The organism is Novosphingobium oxfordense, from assembly GCF_044029435.1.
Lineage (GTDB): Bacteria > Pseudomonadota > Alphaproteobacteria > Sphingomonadales > Sphingomonadaceae > Novosphingobium.
In genome coordinates this window covers 1,660,763-1,683,073 of record NZ_CP147008.1, presented here as the reverse complement: position 1 = coordinate 1,683,073, position 22,311 = coordinate 1,660,763, and the positions used below count along the sequence as shown (strand labels likewise).

Below are 22,311 nucleotides of genomic sequence, written 5' to 3'. Positions count from 1 at the left end.
GACATAGCGAATACGGACGGGGTCTTACGAGTTTCCGGGTTTTCCATCGGCCATGCCCTCGGCCGCAAGCCGCCACAGATTCATCTCGCAACCGAATGCAGATGGAATTTCCGCACCTTGCCCAGCTCGCATTTTAAGCCGTCGGCAATGACTTGGCACACCATTTTAACGCGGACTATATTAGTCTTCGTTATTATCTTGACCCAAAAACGCGGACTCAGTATATCCGAGTTCATGGCCCATCTGACCACCTCCGTCGAATATGCGCTGCACAGCCTGCTTTGGCTGGTCGACAGCGATGACCCGCTGAGCACGCGGGAGATCGCCGAAATCCAGGGCATTTCGCCCAGCTTCCTTGCCAAGATCTTCCCTCGGCTGGAAAAAGCGGGAATCGTTTCTGCCAGCGAAGGCGTGCGCGGCGGCTATCGCCTCGCGCGTGCGGCGGATGGGATCACCTTCCTGGATGTCATAGACGCAGTCGAAGGCGACAAGCCGCTGTTCGATTGCCAGGAAGTACGCGGCCGCTGCGCCCTATTCGGCGGTAATCCTCCGCCTTGGGCGACGAGCGGCACCTGTGCAATCCATGCCGTTATGATCCAGGCCGAAAAAGCCATGCGCGAGGTGCTGGCGACGCAGACGCTGGGCGCGGTATCCGAACGTTTCGGCCGCAAGGCTCCAGAAACCTATATGGCCGATCTGCGCGACTGGTTCGGCGATCGGCATGACCGGCGCACGGCGCGCACAGGCCGCCCCCGGCGCGAAGGCCCCAGCTAAACACCAAACCATGGCGTCGCGCCAGCGTGACGCCGTGCTTTCCTTGACCTCCCCCTCTCTCCCGTCGCCCACCGGGCGCGGCCGGGAAAGCCGCCTTACGCGCGACTGCCGCGCTTCGCGGCGCGACGATCTGTGCCCGGCAAACTCAAGGACAAGACCCATGACCAAGCAGACAATCCTCGTCGCCGGCTCCGGTTTCGCCGGTGTATGGGCGGTGCTCGCGGCGGCGCGAGCCATCGCTCTGGCCGGCCAGGAAGACCATATCGACGTGATCATGGTTGCACCGCAGCCCAAGCTGGCGATCCGTCCGCGATTTTACGAAGCGGTTCTCGAGAACATGCAACCCGACGTTTCCGAACTGCTTGCGGTCGTCGGCGCACACTTCGTCGACGGGATCGTCGAAACGATCGGCGCAGAGGCGCGCGAAGCGACAATCCTGCGTAACGATGGCACGCGCGAGACCATCGGCTGGGACCGCTTCGTGCTCGCCACCGGCAGCCGCGTGGCCATGCCGCCGATTCCCGGGCTGGCCGAACACGCCTTTACGGTCGACCAACTTGATCAGGCCTATCGTCTCGATGCGCATATAGATGCACTCCCCAATCTGCCCGAAACCCCGGCACGTCACACGGTCGTGGTCGCCGGCGGCGGCTTTACCGGGCTGGAAGCCGCCACCGAACTGCACGAGCGCCTGAGCGCGATGTTCGTCTCACAGGCGCTGCGCGTCGTGATCGTCGATCCGGCACAGGAAATCGGAGCCGAGTTCGGGGCCGAAGCAGGCAAGACGGTGCGCGATGCGCTGACTGAGATCGGCATCGAGCAAAGACCCGGCGTGTTGCTCAGCGCGGTCGAAGCGGATGGGGTACAATTGTCCGATGGCAGCCGGATCGAGGCTGCCACTGTAGTCTGGGCCGCTGGCGTGCGCGCCCATCCGCTTGCCGCCGAAGTTCCCGGCGAGCATGACGGTGCAGGGCGCGTGGTTTCTGATCGCTATCTGCGCGCTCCTACCGCTCCGGGGATTTTCGTCACCGGCGACACCGTCAAGGCTGCCACTGACGACGCGGGCAATTTCAATCTGATGACTTGCCAGCACGCGCTCAGTCTCGGCCGTGTCGCCGGCTACAACGCCGCCGCCGAACTGGTGGGACGGCCCCTGCATCCCTATAGCCAGCCAAAGTACGTCACCTGCCTGGACCTCGGCGCGTGGGGCGCGATGTATTCTGAAGGATGGGACCGCCAGGTCAAGCTGACCCGGGCCGAGGGCAAGAAGCTCAAGCAGGAAATCAACAGGGTATGGATTTACCCACCCGCCGCCGATCGCGAAGCCGCCTTCGCAATCGCCAACCCGGACTTCGTTATCGTGCCGTAATTGCCCGGCGCTAGCACGGCGCAAATGTCCGGCACACTCAGACGGTGTGCCGGACCGTTATTTTACGCCATATCCGCCGAGTTGGGCGCTTTGCTTCATCCCAGGCGGTCGTGGCAAACGGCAGTTTTGCTGAGAACAGACTCTATCGGTTCAACGAAGGAATGGTCGGCCCTAAGGTCGCGATAAGAACGCGCAAATCGAACCGAGCATAGTTGCTGAAAGCAGCGCCTTTATATTCCCAGAGATCCGAGGTTCTGGGTTGCCACATTGTTTTGGCGGGAATTATTAACCTTCGCCAAGGGACGTGCGGAACGGCATGCCGAACGGTCCCGCCCTTTAGCGGCGTTTCGGTTTTGGCCGCTTGAACCAGAACGCCCAGCCCGCAAACGTGCCGAGCAGGGTCAGCGCCAGTCCGGAAATCGACATCACCAGCCGGAACGGTAAACCACCGACTTTCGCCGCGTGAAGAGGATAGAGCACGTTGTATCCACGCGCCGCGCGCGGAAGTTCGCCAGCGTCACGCGCGCCGATCATCCGCCCGGTATCGGCGGCGAACCACACCGTGGTGCGCCCGTTCGGCAGCCACTCCTGAGGGCCGCGCAGGCGCAGGGTGATGACGCCGCTGTTCTTGCGCGGCAGCGATAACATGCGCAATTCCGCACCGGGAAACCGCGCCCGCGCCTGCCGCACCATAGCACCCCAATCGAGATTCTCGCCCAAATGCACGTCCGGTGCAGGCGGAGACACCAGAGCCTTGGAAATCTCTCGCGGCGCACCCGGCCCGAATAGCACCACCGAAAGCGGCCGGAATACGAGTACCGAACCCGTAACGAATGATAGCAGCAGCAACGGCGCAACCACGATCCCAAGGTCGCGATGATGGCGCACGATCGCCGGCCTGGTCATCCGCGCCGGCCAAAGGCGCCATTCGAACGTCTTTCGCGTGCGCCACCAAAGCACCACACCGCTAACGACGAAGAACACCCCGCAAAGCCCGGCGATCCCGATCACGGTCTCGCCAAGATCGTCCGCCAGCAACTTCTTGTGCAGATCGAAAAGCCAGATTTCCGGTCGCTGCCAGCGATCGCTCCATGCAATGACAGGCTCTCCGGATTGCGTGACATAAGCCCCCGCGCCGCCGCCGTAGGTCAATCGATTCAAGCCGAAATCGGCACTGGCGAAGAGAATCGATTGGGGACGCCGCACAGGATCCGCCATGATGCGCTGCGTCGTCTCGGCAAGCAGGCGGGTTTCCTGAACCTGCGCGTCACCCGCGTGCGGCAGGCGGTTCCAGAGATCCTCGTGGATCAGCAGCAGGCCCGTGCCCCCCAGCATCGCAAGGACAAGACCGATCAATCCTCCGGTCCAACGATGGAGGGTATCCAGAACTTTCAACACGAACAGAATTCCAAGCTTGAGGCGCGGGGGCGCTTCTCATGGATTCTTGGAGCCGCTCTTGCAAGTCATTTGCAAAAATGATCGATCGGACCTTCAGCCAGCCTCGACCGTTGCCTTGGCGGCGGCCATCAATGGCAGCAGCTTTTCCTGGGCAACCAGCGCATTGTAGTGCTCCGCCACGGCCGCAATCTTCCCGTCGCGCAGGCGCAGCACGAAGACATACGTCTGGCGATAGTCTTCACCACTTACGAGCGTTGCCGCCGATGTGGCCTCGATGACCACGCGATCCTCGTCCGCGGTCATGGCCTGCACGGTAAAGACCAGCGCCGTTGCGCACATCACCTTCATCATCCGGTTCATGCGTTGGTAGCTCCGCTTCGACACGGAGCCACCGGTGGTGATCCAGGCAGTCATGTCGGGCGTGAGCATGACATCGGGCAGGTCGCCCGCCATCACCGCCGTCAGAAATTCATGCGCAATGCGGTAGCTCGTTTCCTTCTCGGCCATTTACTCTCCCCTTCTCCACTCTGTTCTTCACTGAACCTGCCGCAACCTTTTAAGCATGTAGGCGCGGCGACGTCTTGCTTCGAACTCAGCGAGTTCGGGGTCCTTGCGCAGGATCGCGTTGATCAGGTCCCGTCGCTGCTGCTGCCATTCCTCCATCCCCTCCACCCCCGCATAGATCGGCGGTTGGGTCGAACGGGTCTGGTGCTGCATCGTTGCGCGGGCGAAGAGTTCCATGATCGGCCGATCGACCATCGCGTAGAGGATGTCCTGCATCTCCTCCTCGAAATGCGCGCGCTTTTCGGAGCAATCGCAATCGTCGATGGTGCCGGCAAGCGCGCGCAGCTTCTGCCGCAGCCCCTCATCCACGCAGCGCGCGGCGCCGGCCATCAGTTCGCAATCGAGCAGCGTGGTAATCTCTACCGGCTCCGCCTCGTTCGTGCGGTGCATGATCAGCAGCGTCGACATCGCGCGGCTGATCGCCTGTGCATCCGGCCGAGCGCCGTAATAGCCGCCCCCGTTTCCACGCCGGACCTTCAGAAAACCTTCGTATTCTAGCACCCGCGCTGCCTGCTGGATGGTGACGACACCCACTTGCAGCGCCTGCGCAAGGTCCGGCAGCGCGCCGATCCAAGCGCCCGGCTCATGCCTGAGGATGATGTCCCGGAGCGCGGTAGCGGTGGACTGAACAAGCCCGTCCTTCCCCTCTCGCGAGCCTTTCCTGCCTGCCCCCGCCTTTCGGGTGGTTGATCGGTCCGGTTCTGGCGGTTGCGAATTCGCTGTCACGATGACACCTCTAATAATGCAGTATTTGAGCCGATTTTCCGAAGTAATGCCCCGTACGGCACGTTTGACTCACCGTTAACACGCGTATTATCCCGATACCACCGCCGATTTCGCGACAATCGCTTCGGCGTCGAAAACGATGGGAGAGAACCGGGTATGTCCGGCAAGACACGCTTGATCGTGTGCACGCGCGAGACGCCATTCCCGTCCAGACGGATCGGAACTGCGCAATGACGATCAACGAAAATGCGAACCAAGCGGTCCAGGCGGTGCTCGACCAGTTGATCGAAAGCGGCGTGGAGATCGGTGTCCAGGTCGCGGCCTATCTTCACGGCGCCCGGATCGTCGATGCCTGGGCCGGAGTGGCTGATGGCGACACTCAAAAGCCCGTGGACGGGCAGACGCTGTTCAACGTGTTCTCCGTCACCAAGGGGATCGCCGCCACGGCCCTGCACGTGCAGGCGGAGCGCGGGCTGGTCGACTACGACGCCCCGGTCAGCCGCTACTGGCCGGAGTATGGCACGGGCGGGAAGGCGGCGGTCACCGTGGCCAATGCCCTGTCGCACCGCACCGGCGCACCGCAGATGCCCGAGCACGCCACGCCCGAGTTGATGGCCGACTGGGACCGCATGGCGGCTGGCATCGCTGGGCTGGAAGCGATCTTTCCGGTGGGCGAACCTGCCTATCAGGCCTTGTCGTTCGGTTGGGTGATCGGGGAGATCGTCCGCCGTACCGACCCCCTCGGCCGCGACTTCCGCACGTTCGTGATGGAGGAGATCTGCGCGCCGTTCGGCATCGACGACCTCTGGATCGGCATTCCCGAAGCGCAGGAGCCGCGCATCGCGAAGCTTCAGGATGACCTGAAGATGCCGCCGCCGCCGGAAGGCTCGGTTCTGCAGAAGGCAATGCCGTTCGAAGTGCGCCTCGCGCCTGACGTGTTCGAACTGCCGGTCGTGCGCCGCGCGCCAATCGCCGGGGTGGGCGGGATCTTCACCGCGCGCAGCCTTGCGCGCTTTTGGGCGATCATTGCCAATGGCGGCGAACTGGATGGCAAGCGTCTGATCTCCCGCGAACGGATCTCGGCAATCTCGCAAATGCGCGGCGGGCAAGCCCTGCCCGATCCCGTCTTCTTCGGAATGCCGATGCCGCTGAGCGAGGGTGGCTATTGGATGTACGATGGGAAATCGCCGCTCACGCTGGCCTTCGGATCGGAAACCGCGATCGGCTGCCCCGGCGCCGGCGGATCGCTGGGCTGGGCGGATCCCCGCACCGGGCTTTCCGTCGCCTATTGCCATAACCGCATGAGCACGGCGGACGGCGCCAGCCTGGTCGGCAAGGCAATACGCGCGGCGCTGGATATCGCCTGATGCGCGGCGCCTACGATTATGTGATCGTCGGCGCCGGTTCGGCCGGCTGCGTGCTGGCGAACCGACTGTCGGAGGATCCAAACAGGTCCGTCCTGCTGGTGGAGGCCGGCCCCACTGACAAGACCGCGCTGATTACGATGCCGATGGGCATAGGCAAGCTGTTCGGCCCGGGCAGCCCATACGTCTCACGCTATCAGGTCTGCCCCGGGCAGAACCGCCCGGACGAATGGTGGATGAAGGGGCGCACGCTGGGCGGCTCCAGCTCGGTCAATGGCATGGTCTACACGCGGGGTGCTCCGCAGGACTACGACCGCTGGGTGGAACTGGGATGCCCCGGTTGGGGCTGGGACGAGATCGGCCGCTGCTTTGCCGAGATCGAGCGCCATGAACTGGGCGCGGCACCTTGGCGGGGCGGAGGCGGCCCGCTCCACGTCGGCCTCTCCCCCGCCGACGACATGCTGTTCCGCGCCACAATCGCCGCTGCGCAGGCCATGGGCGTTCCGCTGGTTGACGATATCAACGGGATCGACGCGGTAACCGGGGGCGGGTTCGGCCGCCAGCCCCGCAACATCAAGCGGGGCCGCCGGTTCAGCGCCTCTCGCGCCTTTCTGCGGCCCGCGCGCAATCGGCCCAATCTTGACGTGGTGACCGATGCCGAAGTGCTTTCGATCGAACTGTCCGGCAGGCTGGCCAGAGGCGTAAGGCTGCGGCGAAACGGGCAAGAATGCGTCATTTCCGCCCATCGCGACACGATCCTGAGCGCCGGGGGCATCAATTCGCCCGCACTTCTCCAACGGTCCGGGATCGGCCCGGCGGATCACCTTCAGACGCTTGGCATCGCGCCCGTGCTTGATATGCCCGAAGTCGGCCGCAACCTCATGGATCACCGCACCTTGCCGGTTCAATACCGGGTCCGGAAAGGCGGCAGCAATGCTGGCCTGCGCGGGATCGGCCTCGCGCGATCGCTGGCCATGTATGCGCTGCTGGGCAAAGGTGCACTGGCCCGATCCACGTTCGTGGCCGGCGGCTTCATCAAGACCGATCCCGCGCTGGCGCTTCCCGATGCCCAGATCGGGCTTGGCCCCTTTACCTCCGGGCCCGCCGGCCCGAGCCACTATCCCGCCATCACCCTCTATGGCTATACACTGCGACCGGAGAGCCGGGGCGAACTGCGGATCGTCTCGGCCGATGGCGCCGTCCCGCCCCGCATCGATGCCAACTACATGGCGACCGAATACGACCGGGAGAATGCGGTCGCGATCCTGCGCTATATCCGGCGATTGGCCGCGCAGCCGCCACTCGCCGCGCATATCGTCGAAGAAATCGTGCCGGGGCCGGACGTGCAATCGGACGAGGACCTGCTGGAAGCCACCTTCCGCCACGGAACCACAGGCTTTCACGTCTCGGGCACTTGCCGGATGGGCAGCGACGAGAATGCAGTGGTCGATCCAAAGTCGCGCGTACGCGGGATCGGCGGTCTGCGCGTGGTCGATACTTCGATCATGCCCTCCCTGATGGGAGGCAACACGAATGGCCCGGCGATGGCCATGGCCTGGCGCGCGGCGGAGCGCATCATCACCGGGAAATGACGGCCGACAGCAGGGGATTGGAACCCGGAAGCCGAATGCGGGCTGATGCAATGACTGCCATTCCGGTCTCGCCGACATATCTGGCCGGCCCCGACATTCAGGCAGCAGGATCGCAAGGCGACAACTGATCCTAACCTGCTTTACGCAGGGAGCTTCGACTTTTTAAACGTTGAGCCTTGCTGCAGGCTCAGCAAATTGCCCGATAAGTCCCTTCAACCGTTCCGAAACCGCGATCGTCGCCGGATTGTAGACCATCATGGTGAGATCGGGCCGTCCCTCCACTGCGAAAGTCGAAAATTCCAGCTCAATCGGACCGATCCCGGGATGGGTGAGGCGCTTCACGCCGTCGCCGTGCCCAACAACCTCATTATCCCGCCAGAGCGCAGCGAATTCGGGGCTCTGGCGCGAAAGCTCCTCCACCAGTTGCGCGATCTCTGCGCCAGCCCCTGCCCGCGCCGCGTCGGCCCGGAACGCACCAACGACATAGCGCGCTACCGTCTGCCAGTCTTCCTGCGCGGCCTGAATGCGTTCGTTGGAGAACATCAACCGCAGGATATTGCGCCCTTCGCGCGGGAGTGTGGAATAGTCCGTCAGCACGGCTGCTGCCGCCACGTTCCACGCCAGCACGTCCCAGGTCGCAGTCCGGATGATTGCCGGGCTGAACGGGAAAGCGTCGAGCACGCGTTGGAGGCGGGGCGTAATCCCCTCCGCCTGGCGATAGCGCGCTTCGGGAGGGTGGCCAAAGGCAAGGATATAGAGGTGTTCGCGCTCTGGCTCAGTCAACATCATACCGGCAGCAAGACGGTCCAGCACATCAGCAGAAGGCGCACCGCCGCGTCCTTGCTCCAGCCAAGTGTACCAGGTGGCGCTGATGTTGGAACGCTGCGCCACTTCCTCTCGCCGCAGCCCCGGCGTCCGGCGGCGTTCGGCAGAAAAGCCAAAAGTCGACGGATCGAGCCGCATCCGGCGGTCGCGAAGGAAAGTACCAAGCGCGTTCTGGTCGTCGAGGGCGGAGTTTTGCGGCAAGAGCGATCCTATTGGCGATTATACCATGATAAGGTCACTACTTTAACAGGAAGATCCCCGGTACGAAAGAGCGACTCCCCCAATTGGAGTTTCCATTCATGCGCGTATTCCTCACTGGTGCCACGGGCTTCATCGGCTCTCGCATCCTGCCCGAACTCCTGGCTGCCGGGCATGAAGTTGTCGGCCTTACCCGGTCCGACACAGGCGCCGCCGCCCTGCTGGCCGCCGGCGCCGAAGTCCATCGTGGCTCGCTGGAGGATCCGGAACGGCTTGCCGCCGGCGCCGCCAATGCCGATGCGGTGATCCACACCGCGTTCGATCACGATTTCTCCAATTTCCTGGCCAATTGCGAGAAGGATCGCCGCGTGATCGCTGCGCTCGGCGCCGTGCTCAAAGGCTCGAACCGCCCGCTGGTCATCACGTCCGGCACCGGCATGGGCACGCCGCCAGAGGGCGGCCTGGCACGCGAGGACGTGCTCAATCTGGAACATCCCAATCCCCGCACGATATCGGAACGGGCAGGGCAAGACCTGCTCGACACCGGCGTGAACGTCTCTGTCCTGCGGCTGCCGCAGGTCCATGACACTGTGCGACAGGGGTTGATCTCCCCTTACATCGGCATTGCCCGCCAAAAGGGCGTCGTCGCCTATGTGGGAGAGGGCGCGAACCGCTGGCCAGCGGCACATGTGCTGGACACGGCAAAGCTTTACGTCTCGGCCATGGAACGGGGAGACCCCGGGGCCCGCTACCACGCCGTGGCGGAGGAAGGCATCTCCGCGCGTGCCATAGCGGAAACGGTTGCAGCGGGGCTGAGCCTGCCCCTCATTTCGCTGAAGCGGGAGGAAGCCGCCGCGCACTTTGGTTGGTTCGCGATGTTCGCCAGCCTCGACATGCCAGCGTCTAGCGTGCGCACGCGCGAATTGCTCGGCTGGCAGCCGATCGGACCGGACCTGCTCAATGACCTACGGGCCATGGATTATTCCTTGGCGGCATGACGAAAGGGGAGGTGATCGAGCACATCTCCCCATCCCTGTCAGTTCCCGCGCGTTGACACCGGCGTCGAGGAAATGAACATGTCGCCCATGCCCGGCACCATCCTTCTCGTCGACGACGATCCGCATATCCGCCAGTTGCTTGTCTTCGCTTTCGGCAAGGCCGGCCTCGACACGATCGAGGCCGCCGATGGTGAGGAGGCGCTGGCGCAGGTCGAGCGGCATACCCCCGATCTGGTAATTCTCGACATCAACATGCCGCGCATGGACGGGCTGGAAGTCTGCCGCCGGCTGCGTGCGAAAAGCGAAGTGCCAATCTTCTTCCTGTCCTCGCGCGATGATGAGATCGATCGTGTCCTGGGCATCGAACTGGGCGGCGACGATTATGTTGTGAAGCCATTCTCCCCACGAGAGGTCGTCGCTCGTTCGATGGCGATCCTGCGGCGCACCGGTGCCCGGCAGGCATCCGCCATTGGGGAGGTGGAGACGATCGCCGTGCTTCGCCATGGGCTCCTCAGCCTCGATCCCGAAAGCTGGACAGTGCAGTGGCACGGCCATGATGTAGGCCTGACGGTGACCGAATTCACCATCCTGCGCACCCTGCTTGCTAGCCCGACGCGTATCTTCTCACGCGACCAGATCATCGACCGCTTGCGCGGCCCCGGCTTCGCGCTGACCGACCGGACCATCGATAGCCACGTCCGCAACCTGCGCCGGAAGTTCGCCGAGGCCGGCGGCAGTGACGTGGTCGAAACGCGCGCTGGGATCGGCTATCGACTGGGGCACTGCGCCGGAGCCGCGCCCCGCGAATGATCCGCGCGCTGAAGACAGTGATCGCCCGGTGCTGGCCGGTCCTGCACTTGCGCACGATCCTGCTGGCAACCCTGCTCTTCGTGGCGGCGCTGCCGGGGTTCGGGGCGATCTTCCTGCGCGTCTACGAAAATGCGCTGGTCCGGCGGACCGAGGCCGAATTGGTCGCGCAAGGCGCCGCGCTGGCCGCAGCGGCGGCGGTGATCGGAAAGGGCATTCCGCTGCCCGCCACCCCGCCGCCCGTTCCGGACCGTTATCACGACCGGATGACCGAGGTGGACTTGCGCTCCTCTCCCATCCTGCCGCCGCGCCCCCAGGCAGCTGCCACCGGGCTTCGGCCCGATCCGGCTGCGCTGGCGCTGGCTTGGCGGATGATGCCGGCATTCCAGGAAACCAAGGTGACGACGCTTGCCTCGATCCTGATGCTGGATCGCCAGGGAATCCTGCTCAATGGGCGGGAGGCGGGTGGAAGTCTTGCAGCGCTTCCCGAAATTCACGCCGCGCTGGCTGGCACGCCGATGACCGTTCTGCGTGCTAACGACGGCCATGCCCCCCAACACGCGCTCGACTGGTTGAGCCGCGCCGTCGACATCCGACTGCACTACGCCCGCCCGATCGTGATCGATGGGAAAGTGGTGGGCGTGCTGCTGGTGTCGCGTTCGCCGCGCGCGCTGTTCCTTGGCGTCTATGAGGACAGGGGCAAGATCGCGCTGGGCGTGATCGCGATCTTTGCGATGTTGCTGGTGCTCTCGGCGGTTCTCTCGCGGGCGATCGTCCGGCCGATCGAGGGGCTGAGCCGTGCGACGCGGGAACTAACGTCGGGCCGACGTGTCGCCGCTCGGCAGCCGACGCTACAAGTGGTGGAAATCCGCGCACTCTACGAAGATTTCGAGCAGATGGCCGACGCGATCGAGAAACGCTCCCGCTATCTGCGCGACTTCGCCTCTTCGGTCAGCCACGAGTTCAAGACGCCGCTGGCCGGGATTTCCGGCGCCATCGAACTGCTGCAGGACCACGGCGCGGACATGGCATCGGCGGAGCGCGAGCGCTTCCTTGGGAACATGGCCGCCGACGCCAGACGCCTTGCCCGGCTGGTCGGCCGACTGATGGACCTGGCCCGAGCCGACGTTCTGGTGGGCCAACCCGACGCCGCGACGCAGCCGCACGCGATCATCCGCGCCGTGGCCGATGCCCTGTCAGACGACCACTTCACGATCGACGTGCGCTTGCCTGACACGCGCCCCACGGCCTCTATCGACGGCAATGCCCTGGAAGCGGCATTGACGACGGTGGTGGAGAATGCCCGCCAGGCGGGGGCCGAACGGCTGGATATCCGGCTGAGCGCCGACAAGGACCTCCTCCACGTCGATTTGGCGGACGATGGCCCAGGCATCACCGAAGCCGACAGATCCCGCATATTCGCGCCATTCTTCACCAGCAAACGGCAACATGGCGGCACCGGGCTGGGCTTGCCGATCGCCCGTTCGCTGCTGCAGGCCTACAATGGCGAACTGGAACTTCTTCCGTCGGCCCGGGGAGCGCATTTCAGGATCACGTGTCTCGCCCTGTCGGTTGAACAGGCGTAATAGCCAAGCCATCCCCGCGTCCGCCATTGTCGCCGCCTCGGCAACAGATTGTCTCTCCAGCGCAAGCTAGTACGCCCCAGCCCCGCCCCCTAACGCGTCGGGGATGTATCTTGTCGAACCCGCCCGTTTCCGCTTCCATTTGCCGGTGTCGTCGGCCGGCCCCGCGTTGCGGCTATGGCGACAATAGCCGCTGCGGCGCGCCGCACTTGGCTGGCATCTACCGATCTCAAGGCCGCGCTGTTCTCCATCAAATGCCTGCTGGCGGCAGCATTGGCGTATTATCTGGCGCTGATCTTCCAGTTCCCGAAGCCATTCTGGGCGGTGATGACGGCCTATATCGTCGCCAATCCGCTTTCCGGCGCAGTCCATTCTAAGGCGGTGTTCCGGCTTTGCGGGACGGCCATCGGCGGCGCGGTCGCCGTCATCCTGCTACCGAACCTGCGGTCATCGCCCGAAGCGCTGACATTCGCGCTGGCCGCATGGCTGGGGCTGTGCATCTACCTTGCGGTGCTGGATCGCACGCCGCGCGCCTACATGTTCTTGCTAGCCGGCTTCACTGCGATCCTTGTCGGCATTCCGATCATCGACAAACCGGCAGCGGTTTTCATGACCGCCGTGGCACGCGTGCAGGAAATCGGATTGGGCTTCGTCTGCGCCGGTTTCGTCCATTCGCTGGTCTGGCCAGGTGCCGTTTCCGACCGGCTGCTGTCGCGCGTGGATGCCATCGTGCACGATGCCGAGTGCTGGTCGATCGACACGCTGGACGAAGCGGACCGCGAACGCCTTGACCGCGATCGGCGCAAGCTGGCCTTCGACATTGGCGAACTGCACCAGCTTTCGGTCCACCTCCCGTTCGATACGGGCCGGCGGCGCCTGCGCGTTTCGGTGGTCCGCGCGCTCCAGCAGCAGCTTGCCCTGCTGGCTCCGCTTGCCGCCGCCGTCGAAGAACGCCTGCTGGCTTTGCGCGAGGGTGGTTGGGCAGATCCGGATATGGAAAGGCTGGTCCGCGAGACCCGTGACTGGCTTGAAGACTCGGAAAACCGCCATTCCCAAGGCAGGGCCGCCGCCTTGCGCGCCCGCGCCGCCGCGCTGGAACCGGCCATCTGCCCCGGGATGGACGAACCGGCCCTGCAGCGACTGGGCCTTGCCGCCCGACTTGCCGAACTCGTCGAAGCGCACGAGAATTGCCGCGCACTTCGACGCCAGCTTGGCTCGCCCTCCCGCGCCCCTGTCGGGGATACTGTGCCCGGATTACTGCAACGCGCCAGCGCGCAGCCGCTTCACGCCGACCGCGTGCTGGCCCTCCGCTCCGGGCTGAACGCCATGGCCACGGTCTGCCTTGCCATCGCCGTCTGGCGCTTCACCTCCTGGCCCAGCGGCGACGGCGCGGTGATGATCGCGGCGATCTGCTGCTCTCTTTTCGCGGGATTCGACCGGCCTGCGACGCTCCTCAACAGGTTCCTGGTCGGCTGGGCGCTGGCGACCTTGGTAGCGACGTTCTACGCCTTCGCGGTCCTTCCGCGCGTGTCCGAATTCGCGGTGCTCATCGCCGTTCTCGCGCCTTATCTGCTGCTGTGCGGATCGCTGCTGGCCCGGCCGCAGATGGCACTTCCGGCAACGGGACTGTTGCTAGGCCTGCTCAATCTCGTCGGCCTGAACGAGCATTATGTGGGGGACTTCCGCAGCTTCGCCAATGGCGCGCTGGCGCAACTGCTCGGCGCGGGGCTTGCCGTGGTCATGCTGCGCCTGTTTTCGACCGTTGGCGCGGCACAGGCGGCGCGGCGCCTGGTCCGTTCGAACTGGCGGGACATCGCGCGGTTTCACGGACCGGCAGCGCCTTCGCTCGCAGCATGGCTGGGCCTTGGGCTCGATCGCATCGGCCTGCTGGCGCCGCGCCTTGCCGCCGGCGGACGGGACGATGGAAAGACCCTGCTAGCCTCGCTCGACGACCTGCGCGTCGGCGGAGCCCTCCTGCGCCTGCGCCATGCAAGCCAGGGTGCGCCGGGCGCGATCCCGTCCACGTTCAATGGCGTGGCGCAAGCAGTCTGCGGCCACTATCGACAGCGCCTGCGCCGGAATGGCACCGCAGACCCGGCGTTGGCGGAGACGATCGATGCCGCCGTTCGGGCCCTCCTCCACGCAGACCCCGCCCATGCCCGCGAGGGCCTGCTGGCACTGCTCACTTTGCGCCGCGTACTGACGCAGCACGCCATCGCCGCCTGATCGCTCCGGCAGGGGCCGGGTTTGCCGTTGCCAATGTTCAGGCTATGCAGGCCCGCATGCGCACCCTCGGCAATTTCCGATTGCATCTCGTTCCGCTTTGCCAGCCCGAAAGGCCATCATCATGCTCCGCCAATGCGTCCGGGCTTTCGTCCCCGCCCTCATCGCGACCATGAGCGTCGCGCCTCCCGCGCGGGCTGAAGATTCGGTCAGCATCGACATCTACGCCATTCCGTCGCAGCCGGTGGTGGATGCCGTTGCGAAAGCCAGCGACGATCTTGCGAAATTGGGGATGACGAGCTTCCACGCACAGGGGCATGCCGTCCACGTCACGCTCTACCTCACGCGATATCCGGCGGATGCAGAGCCGCATCTGAAGGCCGCGGTCGCCAATGTCGCGAAGGACTGCAAGTCGTTCCCCCTGTTCGTCGAGGGCACCGAGCGCACCCCTTCCAACTGGCTGTTCCTGCAGGTCAAGCGCACTGCCGCGCTGCAGAGGCTGGCGGATCTCGTCACCCTGGCGGCCGAGCCATTTCGCGACCATGATGTCTCGCCCCCCGGTTGGATGAGTGCCTACCCAGCCAAGCTTCCCGCCTTCGAACGCTATGGCTCCCCCAATGTCTTCATGCAGTTCGAGCCGCATCTGACGCTGCTTGCCGAAGAAACCAATCCGGCACTGGCAACATTCGTAGCGAGCATGGGCAAGGACCTGCCGCAGGCGACCGGCAAAGTGGAAGGAATTGGAATCGGCCTGGTCAACTCGAAAGGCCAGGTCGTGAAGACGCTGGCCGAGTTTCCCTGCGCGGATCATCCCTGATCGCATGCCGGCAAACCGGACGCGCGATCACGGACGATAGCGGCTCGGCGGCGCACCCAGCACGCGCTTGAACATCGTCGCGAAATTGCCCGGTCCGTCATAGCCCAGGTCGAGTGCGATCGCAGTGACAGCATCGCCGGCCGCCAGCCGGGGCAACGCGGCCGAAAGGCAGGCCTGCTGGCGCCATTCGGCGAAACTCATGCCAGTCTCGCGCCGGAATAGGCGCGTGAAGCGGCGGCGATTCATCGCCAACGCATCCGACCACTGGTCGATGGTCTCGTTGGCCTGCGGTCGTTCGAGGAAACGGTGGCAGCGCTGCGCCAGCGCTTCGTGGCGCGGAAAGGGCACGGCAATCGGGATCACCGGCGCGCGGCCGATTTCGGCAACCAGCAGGCCCATCACCAGTCCATCGCGCCCTTCAAGATCATATTCGGCGGTCACCTCCGATGCGGCGACCAACAGTTGCCGCAGCAGCGGCGATACCGTGACGACGCGGCAGGTCGTTGCCAGCATGGCACTCGCCGTCTGGTCGATCAGCACGCTGCGTGTCTGGACCGCGCCGACCATCCTCACGGCATGCGGTGTTCCCGCCGGAATCCACACCGCTCGCTCCGGCGGCGCCACCCACGCGCCTTCCGGCGTGCTGACCGCCACCGCGCCGCTTGCCGCATAAAGGAACTGGCCGCGCCGATGACTGTGTTCGGCCAGTTCGAAGGACGGCGGATAATCGTTGCCGATGCCGACCACGGGGCGCGGCACGTCTTCGAAGTCAGCCGAACGGCGCTGGATGGACTGTCCCACTTGCATAATTGTTTGACCCATACGCCGAAGCGGGACGCTCTGAAAGGGGATAGGGCACAAACCAGACAAGATAGAGCAACGAAGCAGGAAAAAAGGACGAGACAAGGATGGCTGCGACCAAAGCCAGCGCTCCGGGGAACGAAGCAGTAACAGGAACGGTATTCGGCGTGATCGTCGCCATCAGTTTCTGCCACCTTCTCAATGACATGATGCAGTCTCTGCTTCCGGCGATCTACCCGGCGCTGAAGGCCGATCTGCACTTGAGCTTCGGCCAGATCGGGCTGGTAACGCTGGCCTACCAGATCACTGCTTCCATCCTGCAACCCCTGGTCGGCCTCTATGCGGACAAGCGCCCGACTCCGCTGGCGCTGCCGGGCGGTACACTGTTCTCGCTCGCCGGGCTGACGGTGCTTTCGGCCGCGCACACTTATTGGCTGGTCTTGGTCGGTGCCTCGCTTCTGGGCGTGGGTTCCTCGGTCTTCCACCCCGAATCCTCACGCGTGGCGCGGATGGCGGCCGGTAGCCGGCACGGCCTTGCCCAATCGCTGTTCCAGGTCGGCGGTAATGCCGGCCAGGCGCTGGGGCCGCTCGCCGCAGCGCTCGTCGTCGTTCGGTGGGGCCAGTCCAGCCTGGCCTTCTTCGCCCTGCTCGCGCTTCTGTCGGGCGCGGTGCTGTGGAACGTTGCCGCATGGTATCGCAACCACGGCCTCGCGCGCCTTGCCGCCGGCCGCAAGGCGACCGCGTCGATCGCATTGCCGAAGGGTCATGCGATGCGCGGCATCGCCATCCTGCTGTCGCTGATCTTCTCGAAGTACGTCTATCTCGCCAGCCTGACGAGCTACTTCACCTTCTACCTGATCCACCGTTTCGGGCTTTCGGTGCAGAACGCGCAGTTGCACCTGTTCGCCTTCCTTGCAGCCGTCGCGGTCGGCACGGTCATGGGCGGCCCGCTGGGCGATCGCTTCGGGCGCAAGTACGTGATCTGGTTCTCGATCCTGGGCGCCCTGCCCTTCACCTTGCTGTTGCCGCACGCCAACCTGTTCTGGACCGGCCCGCTGACGGTGGTGATCGGCCTGATCCTGGCTTCGGCATTTCCCGCCATCGTCGTCTTCGCGCAGGAACTGGTGCCCGGCAAGGTCGGAATGATTTCCGGCCTGTTCTTCGGCTTCTCATTCGGCATGGGCGGCCTTGGCGCCGCCGCACTGGGCTGGTTGGCCGACCACACAAGCATCGAAACGGTCTATCAGGTCTGCGCCTTCCTGCCGGTGATCGGCCTGCTGACAGCGTTCCTGCCCCGCATCGACAAGGCGTGAGCGCGCAGGCACCGAGCGGTGACCGCACGCTCACAGCCGGCGTCATATCCATAAAGTGACGACCGTGTTGTAGGCCATGTGCAAGAGGATGGCCGGGGCCAAGCGACCGGACTTTTTGAAGAGCAGGCAGTTCGCGACGCCGAGCAGCCCCACGGGGAGCCACGCCAGCGGCGTGTGATAGATCGCAAAGAAGGCGGCTGCGCCCAGCACCGCCTTCCATCCTCCCCAATGCCGATCAAGCGCCCGGAAAAGCAGGCCGCGAAACAGGTATTCCTCAGCAAACGGCGCGAACAGGATGGCCATCACGGCATAGGCCGTAACTATCCCGGGGATGCCGTGCATATCTCTTTCCGAAGCCTCCATCATCCCCCCGATGGAGGGAATGAGCCGGATCGCCATCATGTAGAGATGGGCGAAAAGACCCAGCAACGCGCCTCCACCCAGGCCAAACAGCAACCAGCGTGCCTCGTCGCGATCGGCCGCGATATATTGGCGGACGAAATCCCCGGTCTCTTCACGGTCGCCCTCTTCCTCGCGCCAATTCCAGACCTGTGCAGGCGAAACGCCGCGCCCCAGCAGGAAATGGGCAACACCGATCGATACCCCCACCGCGCAGATCGCGTAACCCAGGCTCTGGGCGATCGCCAGACTGGCCGCGCCGAAGAACTGCAAGAACAGGGCGGTCATTACCGAAGCACATTCCACCAGCACACTGATCCCGACCATCGCGTGCATCAGCGTCGGTGGCGCGGGCAGCACTTCCGACCATGGATCGTAGAGGTACGGCAGCCGTGCGCGCAGATTTTCCCACATGGCTGCCGCGGTGATCCAGGAATAGACGACGCCGACAATCGCCAGATGCCATTGCTCCGTGCAGATGCCGATGGCGAACGTGAGCATGCCCAATTGCGCGGCCCACCGCCGCCCTGACGACACTTTCTGCGCTTCGCCCGATTCCGATGTCACCGTGACCAGAGTCACCGCCTTCTCTGCCATGCTGCGGGAAAAGGCGTACCAGCCTGCGGCAACGAGCAGGATCTTCCAACTCTGCTGCGGAAACGACCAGCACGCCCAAAGCAGGATGATCATCACCAGTCCTGTCGCGATCAGCGACCAGAGCCGGGCCTTGGCCTTTAGCATGCTTTCAAGCCCGCGCGGCCAGGTCAGCGCGATCCAGAGTGCGGCTCCTTCCGAAGCCAGCGACTTGGGACCGAGAACCCAAAGGAAATATGTCCCGAAGAAGATCGCGACGCCGCACAGATAGTTCCATGCATCGCCCGCGTGTTCGAAAAAGCCGCGGAAGTTGAAGAGCTGGAAGCCGGCAACCGTCACCGGAATGAGGATCGTCTGGACGATCGCACTGCGATCGCGCAGGAACCACAGATATTCCTTGCGGAAGAGAGGATCGCTGCCGAACTTGCCTGTCGTTCCGTGACGGACCGCCAAGTTGTCGGATGCGAAAGCCCCGCTCAGCCCATTGCGGATCGATCGGGCGCAGAAGACGACCGAAACCGCGATCAACAGCGCGCTGACGCTCCAGCAGAAAGCCATGCCGCGCGCGAAAGAGAAGGTGCCATCCGGCGCCATCCCCAAGAATAGTCTGAGGAGCGGCCAGGGCAATCTGGCCGCCGCCTCCACCCAATCGCCAAAGAACAGTGCAATCGGCGTTATGAAGCGGGAAGCGAAAAACATCGCGATCATCGAGGCGAAGCCGAACCAGCTGAGAATGCCGATCACGGCTCCACGGCTGCGGGCAGGCAAACGCAGGATCGCTCCGATTTCCAGCGCCTTGCCAACGCAGGCCGCCGCGATGGCAAGCGGGATACCAAGAACTGCGGCCGCCCACAGCCCGACGAGTGGGCCCTGGGCAAAGCCGTAAAGTACGGCGACGAATACCGGCACGGTCCAGTAGACCGGATTGGCGGCGAGCGGAGAGAGCATTTCGGCGAAGAAAACCGCGCCGGCCCCCACCGGATGGCTGAAGAGCCATTCCCACATTGGATGCCGCCGGCGCTGGAGGTCAAGCTCGATCCCCTCCCCCTGGCAGATCAGCATCGCAAACCACCAGACCAGGCCCAGCGAGCCAAGCATTGCGGCCGAGCGCACGGGCACACCCCCGGAGATCCCGGCCTCTGCCTCGCGCCACGCAATCAGATCACGGCTTCCCGATGCGGCCACTGCGGCCCGAAGCCGGTTTTCGACATCGGCTTCGCGTCCGCCGTCCTTTTCGGCAATATGTTTCGCCTCTTCGGCGAAGTAGTCCTCTAGCGCGATGCTGGTGTAATTGGGCCCCAGCGTGGTGATATTCTCGACGACCTGCACGCGCCGAAGGAACGCGTTGCTCACGACGATCTTGCCTTGCCGCTCGATATCAAGCCGCTGCCCTGCCTCCACACCGCCGATCACGGCAAATGCCGCGACCCCGTTCAGCACCCCCATGACTATCACGGCAAAGACCATCGCCAGTGGCGACCAGTTGCTCGCGCCGCGGTTGTTCAACAATTGCTGCTGGCGCCGTTGACGCCCGTTCGCCCGCGTCCTGGACGCTTTCAACAGCAACACCACCGTTTTCCAGAAACCGATGGCAGCACTCTGGCTCGTCATGCCAGTTGATCCCGGGTCGTCAGCTTCAGGAACAGAGCCTCCAGGCTCTCCTCCTCATAGGTCTGCTTCAGTTCCTCAAGCGCCCCTTGTGCAATCAACCGGCCTTCATTGACGATGACCGCGTGCGAGCAAAGCCGCGAAACATGGTCCATCAGGTGGGTCGAAAACAGGACGGTCGTTCCCGCTGCCGCGCATTCCTCGATAAGATCGTAGAACAGATGAGTGGATTCGACATCCAGCCCGTTGGTCGGCTCATCCAGCACCAGCAGACGCGGCTGGTGCAGCAAGGCCAGCAGCAGGCCCAGCTTCTTTTTCATGCCACGAGAATAGTCTTCGGCATAGGCGTCGAGATCGTCGAGAAGCCGCAGGCGCCGGGCAATCGGCTCGATCCAGTCCATCGCCTCGTTCGGGTCGAGGCCATGCATGCCGGCGCTCAGTTCCAGCAGTTCGCGTCCTGAAATGTAGGAATAGAAGACCGGCTCGTCCGGCAGGAATCCGATCAGGCGCTTTACGGCGACACGTTCTTCGAAGGCATCGAGCCCGGCCACTTCCAGGATGCCCGAACTGGCCTTGAGGATTCCCATCAGCAAGCGGAACAGCGTGGTCTTGCCGGCGCCGTTAGGCCCCAGCAATCCGCAGATCTGGCCGCCCGGAATCGTGAACGAGACGTCGTCCAGGGCGATCTTTTCGCCAAACGTCTTGGTCACGTTCCGGACAGTAACGATATCCATCTCCCCCGCCTTCGTTGGCAGCGCCCCCAATTCTTGCATAATAACGGCAATCCCCACCTGGCAATGAACTGCCATCGCGTGGATTTATTGCATTTTCAATAGCCTGAACATTTCGTCATTCGCCCGTCGAAAACGGCCTCAAGCGTCCCACGGCTGGTCGTCGCCGCGTGTTGATCGCCATTCGGGCGGCGAAAACGATCTCTATGCGATCAAGCTGGTTCGAATTTCACGAATAGGTTGGCCAGCCCGCGCATGCTGTAAGTCGGCTCGAAGTCCAAGATGCGATTGCCGGCAGTGCCGTGGCGGTCTTCGCACAGCGCGATTGATCGCGTGTGTTCGAGGAATTTCTCGAAGACGATCCGCACTTCGTAGCGCGCCAGTGGAGCGCCCGCGCAAGTATGCGCACCCCGCCCGAAGGCCAGGTGCTGCTTGATGCCCGGCCGATTGAGCCTGAATTCCGCCGGATCCTCCCAGCGCCGTGGATCGCGGTTGGCAGCGGATATGGCGATGACCACCTTGGTGCCCGGCGCAATCTCCATGTCACCGACCCGCAGCGCACGCTTGGCAAGGCGCTTGACCACCTTGGTCGATCCCTCCAGCCGCAAGACTTCCTCGATGAAGGCGGGGATGAGGCTCCTGTCGGCCCTCAGCTGGTCCTGGAGACCCGGCACGTCGACGAGATAGCGCATGGCGTTGCCGATCAGCTTCGCGCTGGTGTCCTGACCGGCACCGAACAGGAAGGTGGAGAGCCGGATCAGTTCGGCGATGTCGGGCTGGTTTCCATCGGGATAGCTGGCGTGGGCGAACTCCGACAGGACATCGTCCTGCAGGGGGCTGGCACGACGTTCGCTGATATAGCGATAGAAGTAGGACGCCATGAATTCGAGCGGACTGGTCCCCTCTATCGTGGGCGGATTGGCCGCCCATTCGGCCTCCTTGCCGGGCGGCGGCGCGGCCTCCATGTTTCCGGGTGGCGGGGCGAGGTCGATGATCCGGCGGAATTCGTCGCGGTCGACTTCCGGCACGCCCAGAATGTCGGAGACGACGAACGTCACGAACGGGCTGGCGATCTCTGAAATCAGTTCGCATCCGCGATTGTCCACCACGCAGCGCACCATGCGATCGGCCAGCTGCGTGACGTATTCCTGATTGGCCTTCAGCCGCGACGGCGTGAAAAGGGCGGAGATCAGCGCGCGTGAGTGAACATGCGGCGTGCCATCCTTGGCTACAAGCAGGTCGGACAGGGGAATTTCCGGACGGTGCGCCTCGATAAGGTCAGTGATGTCACTTCCCGCCGGCTCGAACGGTAGCGGCAGCAGCGGGCCACTGACGCTGATCGCATTGGACCAGTCGCTGGCGTTGTTGAGCAGCTCAACCGCCTCCGCAAAGCCGGTGACCAGGACCAGATCGCGATTGGCCATCCGGCAAACGGGGCCCTTCGCCCGCATTTCCTCGAACCAGTCGTAGGGATCGAGCAGGACGCTGCGGTCGGTATAATAGTCACGCTCGATCATGTTCATGCCATGGCTCCCATTTGACGCAGGATTGTCACGCCGACAAATGGCGTCGTCCCGATTTACGTTTCACTGTGTAACGTATAATCCGAATGGGCAGGCCGCAATGT

The 22,311-nt window shown here is 64.0% G+C and carries 18 protein-coding genes; 10 read left to right on the top strand and 8 right to left on the bottom strand.

Annotated features, from left to right (window positions below):
* Positions 1 to 147: 147 nt before the first annotated feature.
* Positions 148 to 774: an RrF2 family transcriptional regulator gene (locus tag WBP07_RS30125; RefSeq protein WP_395396910.1), complete on the top strand. Its 627-nt coding sequence runs from the start codon at positions 148 to 150 to the stop codon at positions 772 to 774.
* A 160-nt stretch (positions 775 to 934) separates the two neighbouring features.
* The gene (locus tag WBP07_RS30120) at positions 935 to 2,143 is read left to right on the top strand and encodes an NAD(P)/FAD-dependent oxidoreductase (protein WP_395396909.1); all 1,209 of its coding nucleotides are present in this window, start codon (positions 935 to 937) and stop codon (positions 2,141 to 2,143) included.
* A 336-nt stretch (positions 2,144 to 2,479) separates the two neighbouring features.
* Here the strand turns inward: WBP07_RS30120 and WBP07_RS30115 are convergent, their stop codons facing one another.
* The 3 genes from WBP07_RS30115 to WBP07_RS30105 form a co-directional block, all read right to left on the bottom strand.
* Positions 2,480 to 3,538 (bottom strand): PepSY-associated TM helix domain-containing protein, encoded by a 1,059-nt coding sequence (locus WBP07_RS30115; protein WP_395398280.1) that lies wholly within the window; start codon positions 3,536 to 3,538, stop codon positions 2,480 to 2,482.
* 96 nt (positions 3,539 to 3,634) lie between these two features.
* A complete protein-coding gene (locus WBP07_RS30110) occupies positions 3,635 to 4,048 on the bottom strand; it encodes a nuclear transport factor 2 family protein (RefSeq protein ID WP_395396908.1) in 414 nt (137 codons plus the stop codon).
* Positions 4,049 to 4,075: 27 nt separating this feature from the next.
* Positions 4,076 to 4,831, bottom strand: a complete 756-nt coding sequence (locus WBP07_RS30105; RefSeq protein WP_395396907.1) for an FCD domain-containing protein — start codon at positions 4,829 to 4,831, stop codon at positions 4,076 to 4,078.
* 230 nt (positions 4,832 to 5,061) lie between these two features.
* Between WBP07_RS30105 and WBP07_RS30100 the strand changes: the two genes are divergently transcribed.
* Positions 5,062 to 6,198 (top strand): serine hydrolase domain-containing protein, encoded by a 1,137-nt coding sequence (locus tag WBP07_RS30100; protein WP_395396906.1) that lies wholly within the window; start codon positions 5,062 to 5,064, stop codon positions 6,196 to 6,198.
* Positions 6,198 to 7,787 (top strand): GMC family oxidoreductase, encoded by a 1,590-nt coding sequence (locus WBP07_RS30095; RefSeq protein WP_395396905.1) that lies wholly within the window; start codon positions 6,198 to 6,200, stop codon positions 7,785 to 7,787. The genes WBP07_RS30100 and WBP07_RS30095 overlap by 1 nt, the downstream gene beginning before the upstream one ends.
* A 162-nt stretch (positions 7,788 to 7,949) precedes the next feature.
* Here the strand turns inward: WBP07_RS30095 and WBP07_RS30090 are convergent, their stop codons facing one another.
* A complete protein-coding gene (locus WBP07_RS30090; protein WP_395396904.1) occupies positions 7,950 to 8,813 on the bottom strand; it encodes a helix-turn-helix transcriptional regulator in 864 nt (287 codons plus the stop codon).
* Positions 8,814 to 8,911: 98 nt separating this feature from the next.
* Here WBP07_RS30090 and WBP07_RS30085 point away from each other — a divergent pair, with 98 nt between their 5' ends.
* The 5 genes from WBP07_RS30085 (at position 8,912) to WBP07_RS30065 (ending at position 15,238) form a co-directional block, all read left to right on the top strand.
* Positions 8,912 to 9,808, top strand: a complete 897-nt coding sequence (locus tag WBP07_RS30085) for an SDR family oxidoreductase (RefSeq protein ID WP_395396903.1) — start codon at positions 8,912 to 8,914, stop codon at positions 9,806 to 9,808.
* Between the two features lie 78 nt (positions 9,809 to 9,886).
* Positions 9,887 to 10,618, top strand: a complete 732-nt coding sequence (locus WBP07_RS30080) for a response regulator transcription factor (protein WP_395396902.1) — start codon at positions 9,887 to 9,889, stop codon at positions 10,616 to 10,618.
* Positions 10,615 to 12,201, top strand: a complete 1,587-nt coding sequence (locus tag WBP07_RS30075; protein ID WP_395396901.1) for an ATP-binding protein — start codon at positions 10,615 to 10,617, stop codon at positions 12,199 to 12,201. Before WBP07_RS30080 ends, WBP07_RS30075 begins: the two co-directional genes overlap by 4 nt.
* A 174-nt stretch (positions 12,202 to 12,375) precedes the next feature.
* A complete protein-coding gene (locus WBP07_RS30070; protein ID WP_395396900.1) occupies positions 12,376 to 14,424 on the top strand; it encodes an FUSC family protein in 2,049 nt (682 codons plus the stop codon).
* Positions 14,425 to 14,593: 169 nt separating this feature from the next.
* Positions 14,594 to 15,238: a 2'-5' RNA ligase family protein gene (locus tag WBP07_RS30065; protein ID WP_395396899.1), complete on the top strand. Its 645-nt coding sequence runs from the start codon at positions 14,594 to 14,596 to the stop codon at positions 15,236 to 15,238.
* Between the two features lie 27 nt (positions 15,239 to 15,265).
* On the opposite strand, the gene WBP07_RS30060 is transcribed toward WBP07_RS30065, so the two are convergent.
* Complete coding sequence (locus WBP07_RS30060) at positions 15,266 to 16,045, bottom strand: AraC family transcriptional regulator (protein ID WP_395396898.1); 780 nt, start codon at positions 16,043 to 16,045, stop codon at positions 15,266 to 15,268.
* A 101-nt stretch (positions 16,046 to 16,146) separates the two neighbouring features.
* Between WBP07_RS30060 and WBP07_RS30055 the strand changes: the two genes are divergently transcribed.
* Entirely contained in the window at positions 16,147 to 17,352 is a 1,206-nt protein-coding gene (locus tag WBP07_RS30055) for an MFS transporter (protein WP_395396897.1), read from the top strand.
* A 42-nt stretch (positions 17,353 to 17,394) separates the two neighbouring features.
* On the opposite strand, the gene WBP07_RS30050 is transcribed toward WBP07_RS30055, so the two are convergent.
* From WBP07_RS30050 to WBP07_RS30040, 3 genes are all read right to left on the bottom strand, one after another.
* Complete coding sequence (locus WBP07_RS30050; protein WP_395396896.1) at positions 17,395 to 19,956, bottom strand: lysostaphin resistance A-like protein; 2,562 nt, start codon at positions 19,954 to 19,956, stop codon at positions 17,395 to 17,397.
* Positions 19,953 to 20,687 (bottom strand): ABC transporter ATP-binding protein, encoded by a 735-nt coding sequence (locus WBP07_RS30045; RefSeq protein WP_395396895.1) that lies wholly within the window; start codon positions 20,685 to 20,687, stop codon positions 19,953 to 19,955. The genes WBP07_RS30050 and WBP07_RS30045 overlap by 4 nt, the downstream gene beginning before the upstream one ends.
* Before the next feature lie 209 nt (positions 20,688 to 20,896).
* A complete protein-coding gene (locus WBP07_RS30040; RefSeq protein WP_395396893.1) occupies positions 20,897 to 22,207 on the bottom strand; it encodes a cytochrome P450 in 1,311 nt (436 codons plus the stop codon).
* Positions 22,208 to 22,311 lie beyond the last annotated feature (104 nt).